The organism is Variovorax sp. 20P10.2.4, assembly GCF_058244205.1.
Map to the genome: position 1 here is coordinate 1 of NZ_JBZAYE010000376.1, position 7,347 is coordinate 7,347.

At 69.3% G+C, this 7,347-nt stretch carries 10 protein-coding genes; 9 read left to right on the forward strand and 1 reads right to left on the reverse strand.

All coding sequences use genetic code 11. From position 1 onward, the window contains the following. From rutB to rutF, 5 genes are all read left to right on the forward strand, one after another. Nucleotides 1–659 (forward strand): pyrimidine utilization protein B (gene rutB, locus AC27VN_RS27375; RefSeq protein WP_490878561.1); only part of this gene is annotated, 659 nt, incomplete at its 5' end. A gap of 25 nt (nucleotides 660–684) precedes the next feature. Further along, complete coding sequence (gene rutC, locus AC27VN_RS27380) at nucleotides 685–1,077, forward strand: pyrimidine utilization protein C (protein ID WP_490878562.1); 393 nt, start codon at nucleotides 685–687, stop codon at nucleotides 1,075–1,077. Nucleotides 1,078–1,082: 5 nt separating this feature from the next. Next, entirely contained in the window at nucleotides 1,083–1,889 is an 807-nt protein-coding gene (gene rutD / locus AC27VN_RS27385) for a pyrimidine utilization protein D (protein WP_490878563.1), read from the forward strand. After that, nucleotides 1,886–2,482, forward strand: coding sequence for a malonic semialdehyde reductase (locus tag AC27VN_RS27390; RefSeq protein ID WP_490878564.1), 597 nt, complete (start codon nucleotides 1,886–1,888; stop codon nucleotides 2,480–2,482). The genes rutD and AC27VN_RS27390 overlap by 4 nt, the downstream gene beginning before the upstream one ends. Before the next feature lie 23 nt (nucleotides 2,483–2,505). Then, nucleotides 2,506–3,030, forward strand: coding sequence for an NADH-dependent FMN reductase RutF (rutF, locus tag AC27VN_RS27395; protein WP_395349213.1), 525 nt, complete (start codon nucleotides 2,506–2,508; stop codon nucleotides 3,028–3,030). 10 nt (nucleotides 3,031–3,040) lie between these two features. Here the strand turns inward: rutF and rutR are convergent, their stop codons facing one another. After that, nucleotides 3,041–3,736 carry an HTH-type transcriptional regulator RutR gene (gene rutR, locus AC27VN_RS27400; protein WP_093350367.1) on the reverse strand — a complete coding sequence of 232 codons (696 nt, stop codon included), beginning with the start codon at nucleotides 3,734–3,736 and terminating at the stop codon, nucleotides 3,041–3,043. Nucleotides 3,737–3,951: 215 nt separating this feature from the next. Between rutR and AC27VN_RS27405 the strand changes: the two genes are divergently transcribed. The 4 genes from AC27VN_RS27405 to AC27VN_RS27420 all read left to right on the forward strand — a co-directional run. Then, a complete protein-coding gene (locus tag AC27VN_RS27405) occupies nucleotides 3,952–4,953 on the forward strand; it encodes an isopenicillin N synthase family dioxygenase (protein WP_490878565.1) in 1,002 nt (333 codons plus the stop codon). Between the two features lie 5 nt (nucleotides 4,954–4,958). Next, on the forward strand, nucleotides 4,959–5,345 hold the full coding sequence (locus tag AC27VN_RS27410) for a VOC family protein (protein WP_490878566.1): 387 nt from the start codon (nucleotides 4,959–4,961) through the stop codon (nucleotides 5,343–5,345). Between the two features lie 85 nt (nucleotides 5,346–5,430). Then, a complete protein-coding gene (locus AC27VN_RS27415) occupies nucleotides 5,431–6,528 on the forward strand; it encodes a BMP family ABC transporter substrate-binding protein (protein ID WP_490878567.1) in 1,098 nt (365 codons plus the stop codon). 21 nt (nucleotides 6,529–6,549) lie between these two features. Next, the coding region (locus AC27VN_RS27420; RefSeq protein WP_490878568.1) for an ATP-binding cassette domain-containing protein at nucleotides 6,550–7,347 on the forward strand (798 nt) is incomplete at its 3' end.

Here is a 7,347-nt window from a genome sequence, read left to right on the forward strand (position 1 = left end):
CGCTCGTCGTGGTCGACATGCAGAACGCCTATGCCTCGCTCGGCGGCTACGTCGATTCGGCCGGCTTCGACATCTCGGGTGCGCAGGGCACCATCGCCGGCATCGTGCGCGCCATCGCCGCGGCGCGCGCGGCCGGCCTGCTGGTCGTGTTCCTGCAGAACGGCTGGGACGCCGGCTATGTCGAGGCCGGCGGCCCCGGCTCGCCCAACTGGCACAAGTCGAACGCGCTCAAGACCATGCGCGCGCGGCCCGAGCTGCAGGGCCGCTTCCTCGCCAAGGGCGGCTGGGACTACGAGCTCATCGACGAGATGAAGCCGCAGCCCGGCGACATCGTCGTGCCCAAGACGCGCTACAGCGGCTTCTTCAACAGCACGCTCGACAGCACGCTGCGCTCGCGCGGCATTCGCCACCTCGTGTTCACCGGCATCGCGACCAACGTCTGCGTGGAATCCACGCTGCGCGACGCCTTCCACCTCGAGTACTTCGCCGTGATGCTCGAGGACGCCACGCACGAGCTCGGCGGGCCCGCGATCCAGCAGGCCTCGGTCTACAACGTCGAGACCTTCTTCGGCTGGGTCTCCTCGGTCGACCACTTCTGCCGCAGCTTCGCGCCGGCCGCGCTGCCGCAACCCGCCCCGGCCGAAGCGGCCACCGCCTGATCCTCTTTTCTCCAGGAGTCTTTTCATGCCCAAGCAAGCCATCATCCCGCCCGGCACCGGCGTGCCGCTCGCCCCCTACGTGCCTGGCACGCTCGCCGACGGCGTGCTCTACGTCTCGGGCACGCTGCCCTTCGACAAGGACAACAACGTGGTCCATGTCGGCGACGCCGCCGCGCAGGCCCGCCATGTGCTCGCCACCATCCAGGGCGTGGTTGAAGCCGCGGGCGGCACCATGGACGACGTGACCTTCAACCAGATCATGATCAAGGACTGGGCCGACTACGCGAAGATCAACGCGGTCTATGCCGAGTTCTTCCCCGGCACCAAACCGGCGCGCTTCTGCATCCAGTGCGGCCTCGTGAAGCCCGACGCGCTGATCGAGATCGCCTCGATCGCGCACGTGGGCCGCAAGTCCTGAGCTCGATGAGCCCCCTGCACTACGAGGTGCACGGCGCGTCCGACGCCGCGGCCACCGTGCTGCTGTCGTCGGGCCTCGGCGGCTCGGCCGGCTTCTGGCAGCCGCAGCTCGGCGCGCTGGTCGCCGCGGGCCACCGCGTCATCGTCTACGACCAGCGCGGCACTGGCCGCAGCCCCGCCACGCTGCCCGAGGCCTATGTGATCGCCGACATGGCGCGCGACGTGCTCGAGATCCTCGATGCCACCCACACCGCGCAGTGCCACTTCGCGGGCCACGCGCTCGGCGGCCTCGTGGGCCTGCAGCTCGCGCTCGACGCACCCGCGCGCATCGCGAGCCTGGTGCTCGTCAACGCGTGGGCCCGACCCAATCCGCATTCGGCGCGCTGCTTCGATGCACGGCTCGCGCTGCTCGGCGCCTGCGGCGCGCGCGCCTATGTCGAGGCGCAGCCGATCTTCCTGTACCCCGCGGCCTGGGCCGCCGAGCATGCGCAGCGCGTGGCCGACGAGGTCGACCATGCCTTCGCGCACTTTCCGGGCGAGGCCAACATGCGCGCGCGCATCGGCGCGCTGCGCGCCTTCGACGTGGCCGCACGTCTCGGCGAGATCGCCGCGCCTGTGCTGATCGCGGCCGCCAAGGACGACGTGCTCGTGCCCTGGACCTGCTCGCAGCACCTGGCCGACGGCCTGCGTGACGTCACGCTCGACTTCGTCGCGCATGGCGGCCATGCCCACAGCGTGACCGAGGCCGAGGCCTTCAACCGCGGCCTGCTCGATTTCCTCTCGCGGGTCGCCACACCCGCCGCCATCGCATGACCACTTCCACTTCGCTCGACGACGCGGCGCTCGCGCTGCTCTTCACGGCCGCGCGCAGCCACAACGGCTGGACCGACGAACCGGTGTCCGACGCGCAGCTGCGCCAGCTGCACGCGCTCGCCAGCCTCGGCCCGACCTCGGCCAACTGCTCGCCCGCGCGCTTCGTGTTCGTGCGCACGCCCGAGGGCAAGGCTCGGCTCGCGCCCGCGCTGTCCAAGGGCAACCTCGAGAAGACGATGAGCGCGCCCGTCACCGTCATCGCCGCCTGGGACCGCAGGTTCTACGACCGACTGCCCACGCTGTTCCCGCATGCCGATGCGCGCAGCTGGTTCACCGGCAGCCCCGAGGCCGCACACGAGACGGCCTTTCGCAATGCCAGCCTGCAGGCCGGCTACCTGCTGCTGGCGGCGCGCGCGCTCGGGCTCGACGCGGGCCCGATGTCGGGCTTCGACAAGGCCAAGGTCGACGCCGCCTTCTTCGAGGGCAGCGACTGGACCGTCAACTTCCTCATCAACCTCGGCCACGGCGACGCGTCGAAGCTGTTCGGGCGCCTGCCGCGCCTGGGCTTCGACGAGGCCTGCGTGCTGGCCTGAAAGCACCCGGCATGCAACACGCCATGGCCTCCATTCCAACGCCCGCCGGGTTGCCGTGCGGCCTGCAGAAAAGCGACTATCGCAACGCAATGGCGCGACTGGGCGCGGCCGTCAACATCATCACCACCGACGGTCCCGCGGGCCGCGCCGGCTTCACGGCCTCGGCCGTCTGCAGCGTGACCGACGAACCGCCGACCCTGCTCGTGTGCCTCAACCGCTCGGCCTCGGTGTACCCGGCCTTCAAGGCCAATGGCGTGCTGTGCGTGAACGTGCTCGCCGCGGGCCACCAGTCGCTGTCGGCGCTGTTCGGCGGCCGCACGCCGATGGACGAGCGCTTCGCCGCCGGCCGCTGGCGCCGCGATGCCACCGGCTCGCCGATGCTCGAGGACGCGGCCGTCTCCTTCGACTGCCGCGTGATGCACGCCACCAGCGCGGGCACGCACGACGTGCTGTTCTGCGAAGCCGTGGCCATCGCCATCGGCGGCGCGGCGCAGGGGCTGATCTACTTCGATCGGCGTTATCACGAGATCGCGGCGCCGCCGCACTGAAGCCGCGAACTCAACGCGGCTCGATGCCCTGCAGCACGATGCGCTGCACGTTCTCCACGGTGCGCTCGAAGAAGCCCTCGTCCTCCAGCGTGTGACCCGACAGCGCCTGCACCTGCACGCCGAAGTCGGCGTAGTGCTGCGTGATCGCCCACAGCGCGAAGATCAGGTGCGGCGGATCGACCGGCGCGAGCTTGCCGGCCTCGACCCAGGCGCGGATCACTTCGGACTTCTTCTCCACCAGCGTGCGCAGCTCGCGATCGAGCTCGTCGCGCAGCAGCGGCGCGCCCTGGATCATCTCGAGGCAGAACAGGCGCGAGGCATCGGGCCGGTCGCGCGAGATCACGAGCTTGCGGCGGATGTAGTCGCCGATCGCCTCGCGCGGATCCTGCTCGGCGCTGAAGCCGCGCAGCGGCTCGAGCCACAGCGCGAGCAGGTCGCGCAGCACGTTGACGTAGAGCTCCTCCTTGTTCGCGAAGTAGTAGAGCAGGTTGCTCTTCGACACGTCGGCGCGCGCGGCCACCTGGTCGATCGAGGTACCGTGCAGCCCGAAGCGCGAGAACAGCCCGAGCGCCGCGCCCAGGATCGCGCTGCGCTTGTTCTCGATCTGGCGCAGCCGCCGGTTCACCGCCGACGCGCTGCGCACGGCGGGCTTGCGGCTCGGCTTCTCGCTGTGGCTGGCCGCGGCCAGCGCCTTGGTCTTCGGCATCTTCCCTCGCTCTTTCTGTCTTCGTCGATCGTCATCGGTCGTTGGTTCGGAACGCGCACCACTGTAAGGCCGCGTGCATCGCACCGCGCCGCGCCGGTGTTCCGAAGGCCTCGCGGCGCACCATGCTGACGCGACGAAAGCGATTTGTCCATTTGGTCCAACTGGCACAGACGTTGCATGGCGAAAGGCATGCCAAGCCCATGGAGCCATTCGCCATGACCCTGCTGTCCGTTCCCATCATCGATCTCGCGCCGTACTTCGCCGGCACCGCCGAAGGCAAGGCCGAGGTCGCGCACAAAGTCGACGAAGCCTGCCGCAGCATCGGCTTCCTCGTGATCACCAACCACGGCATCGCGCCCGAGCTGATCGCGCGCGTGGCCTCGCTGTCGCGGCGCTTCTTCGAGCTGCCCCTGGCCGAGAAGCGCAAGGTCGACCGCCCGCGCGAGGACGCGGTGCGCGGCTACAGCGCGGTCGGCGAGGAAGGCCTGTCGTACAGCCTCGAGGAAGCGGCACCGGGCGACCTCAAGGAGTCGTTCTCGATCGGCCCCTCGAACGTGCCCGACGACGACTACCACCGCGGTCCCGCGGCCGGTCCGCATTTCGAACCCAACAGCTGGCCGCCGATCGAGGGCTTCCGCGAAGCCTACGAGGGCTACTTCGAGGCGATGAGCGATCTCTCGCGCTCGCTGATGCGCGTGTTCGCGCTCGGCCTCGCGCTGCCCGAGCGCTTCTTCGACGACAAGATCGACCGCCACATCAGCATGTTCCGCGTGCTGAGCTATCCGCCGCAGCGCGAGCAGCCGCTGCCGGGCCAGTTGCGCGCGGGCGCGCACAGCGACTACGGCAGCCTCACGATCGTGCTGCCCGACGACAAGGGCCTGCAGGTGTTCAACAAGGCCGGCCAGTGGGTCGACGTGCCGCAGGTCGAGGGCGGCCTGGTCGTCAACATCGCCGACCTGATGATGCAGTGGACCAATGACCAGTGGGTGTCGACGCTGCACCGCGTGATCAACCCGCCCTTCGAGGTGGCGAGCACCAACCGCCGGCAGTCGCTGGTGTTCTTCCACCAGCCCAACTACGACGCGATGGTCGAGTGCCTGCCGAGCTGCCTCGCGCCCGGCGAACAACCGAAGTACGCGCCGATCTCCTCGGGCGACCACCTGACCTCGAAGTTCGTCAAGCAGACGACCTTCGGCGGCACCAAGGTGACGGCGTAGAGCACATGGCCCACCTGTCCTACGTCAACATCTTCGCGAAGGACGTGGTCGCGCTCAGCGGCTTCTACCAGCGCGTGTTCGGCTTCCCCGAGATCGAGGCGATCCGCTCGCCGATCTTCCGCGGCCTCGACACCGGCAAGTCGAGCCTGGGCTTCAACGCGCTCGATGCCTACGAACTGCTGCAGCTCGCCGAGTTCTCCGACACGCGCGGCGTGAAGTTCCTGCTCAACATCGACGTCGACAGCCAGGACGAGGTCGACCGGATGGTGCCGATCGCGCTCGAGGCCGGCGCCACGCTCGTCAAGGCGCCCTACCGCACCTACTACGACTGGTACCAGTCGGTGCTGCTCGATCCCGAGGGCAACGTGTTCCGCATCAACTTCATGCTGTGACGCGCCCGCGGCCTCCTCGCGCCTGCTCGCTCTCCTTCTTCTTTCTCCGGCCCCTTCCGCCATGCCTCTCTCGAAAGGTTGCTCCATGCCGCGCACTCCCGTTTCCTGTCTCGCCCTGACCTTCGCGGCGGGCGCAGCGTCCCTCGCGGCGCTGCCCGCGGTCGCCGCCGACGGCTTCACGCTCAAGGACAAGCCCAAGATCGCGATGCTCTACTTCGGCCCCAAGAACGACGGCGGCTGGACCCAGGCCTTCGACGAGGCGCGCGTGAAGATCGAGAAGGAACTCGGCCAGAAGATCCAGTTCGTCGAGAACGTGCCCGAGGACGCCTCGGCCATCAAGCCCGCGGCCGAGAAGTTCATCCAGCGCGGCGCCAACATCGTCATCGGCACGGCCTTCGGCTACTCCGACAGCTTCAAGGACCTGGCCGCCAAGTACCCCGACGTCGCCTTCCTCAACGGCTCGGGCACCACCAACGGCCGCAACCTCGAATCCTTCTACGGCCGCACCTACGAGAGCCAGTACCTGTGCGGCATGGCCGCAGGCGCGGCCTCCAGGAGCGGCAAGCTCGGCTTCGTCGCGGCCAATCCCTTCGGCGTGGTGAACTGGACCATCAACGCCTTCGCGCTCGGCGCGCAGAAGATGAACCCCAACGCCACCGTCAACGTGATCTACACCGGCGCGTGGAACGACCCCGTGAAGGAACGCGCCGCCGCCTCCGCGCTGATCGACCAGGGCGCCGACGTGATCGGCCAGCACGTCGACAGCCCCACGCCGCAGATCGTCGCGCAGGAGCGTGGCGTCTACGGCACCGGCCACCACCGCGACCTGCGCCAGTTCGCGCCCAAGGCCACGCTGTGCTCCTCGGTCTGGGTGTGGGACCGCTTCCTGACGCCCGAGCTCAAGAAGATCATGGCCGGCAACTGGAAGCCCGCCGAGTACGGCGCCTTCATTTCGATGAAAGACGGCGGCACCGACATCGCGGGCTTCGGCCCGGCCGTGCCCAAGGACAAGGCCGCGCTGATCACCGCCGAGCGCGACGCGCTCATGAAGGGCAAGCAGATCTACGCCGGCCCGCTGGCCGACCGCGACGGCAAGGAGCGCGTGGCCAAGGGCGCCGTGCTGTCCGATGCCGACCTCTGGAAGATGGACTGGTTCGTCAAGGGCGTGGTCACGCAGAAGTAGGCCGCGAGGAATTCCGCCCCCATGCCCAACGCGCTCGAACTCACCGGCATCCGCAAATCCTTCGACGGCTTCGCGGCGCTGACCGACGCGCACTTCGCCGCGCGCTGGGGCGAGGTGCATGCGCTGCTCGGCGAGAACGGCGCGGGCAAGTCCTCGCTGATGAACATCGCGGCCGGCCTCTATGCGCCCGAGGCGGGCCAGCTGCTGGTCGACGACAACGCGGTGCGCTTCGCGGGCCCGCGCGATGCGGCGCGCCAGCGCATCGGCATGGTCCACCAGCATTTCAAGCTGGTGCGGCCCTTCACCGTGGCGCAGAACATCCTGCTGACCGCCCCGCCTTCGGCCGAGTTCCGAAGCCATGGCGAGCGGCTGCGCGACATCGCGCGCGACATCCGCAACAAGGCCTCGGCGCTGGGCTTCGACATCGACCCGATGCGCCGCGTCGACACGCTCTCGATCGCCGAGCAGCAGCGCGTGGAGATCCTCAAGGTGCTGCTCGCGGGCGCGCGCATCCTGATCCTCGACGAGCCCACCGCCGTGCTGACCGACCAGGAGGCAGCGCGGCTGCTGCAGACCGTGCAGGGGCTCGCGCGCGGCGGCGCCGCGGTGGTGCTGGTCACGCACAAGATGGCCGACGTGAAGACCTATGCCGACCGCGTGACCGTGATGCGTGGCGGGCGCACCGTGGCCACGCTGCGCCCGCAGGATGCGTCTGTCGCCGAGCTCGTGAAGCTCACGGTGGGCGAAGCGGTCGCCGCCTCGGCCTTCCGGCCCGCGCCCTCGGCGCGCGGCGCGGTGCGCCTGTCGGTGCGTGGCCTG

Coding starts and splice junctions, on each gene's coding strand:
- rutF (WP_395349213.1), top strand. CDS start 2,506: ATGGCCTCCATTCCAACGCCCGCCGGGTTGCCGTGCGGCCTGCAGAAA.
- AC27VN_RS27415 (WP_490878567.1), top strand. CDS start 5,431: ATGCCGCGCACTCCCGTTTCCTGTCTCGCCCTGACCTTCGCGGCGGGC.
- rutR (WP_093350367.1), bottom strand. CDS start 3,736: ATGCCGAAGACCAAGGCGCTGGCCGCGGCCAGCCACAGCGAGAAGCCG.
- AC27VN_RS27410 (WP_490878566.1), top strand. CDS start 4,959: ATGGCCCACCTGTCCTACGTCAACATCTTCGCGAAGGACGTGGTCGCG.
- rutD (WP_490878563.1), top strand. CDS start 1,083: ATGAGCCCCCTGCACTACGAGGTGCACGGCGCGTCCGACGCCGCGGCC.
- AC27VN_RS27405 (WP_490878565.1), top strand. CDS start 3,952: ATGACCCTGCTGTCCGTTCCCATCATCGATCTCGCGCCGTACTTCGCC.
- rutC (WP_490878562.1), top strand. CDS start 685: ATGCCCAAGCAAGCCATCATCCCGCCCGGCACCGGCGTGCCGCTCGCC.
- AC27VN_RS27390 (WP_490878564.1), top strand. CDS start 1,886: ATGACCACTTCCACTTCGCTCGACGACGCGGCGCTCGCGCTGCTCTTC.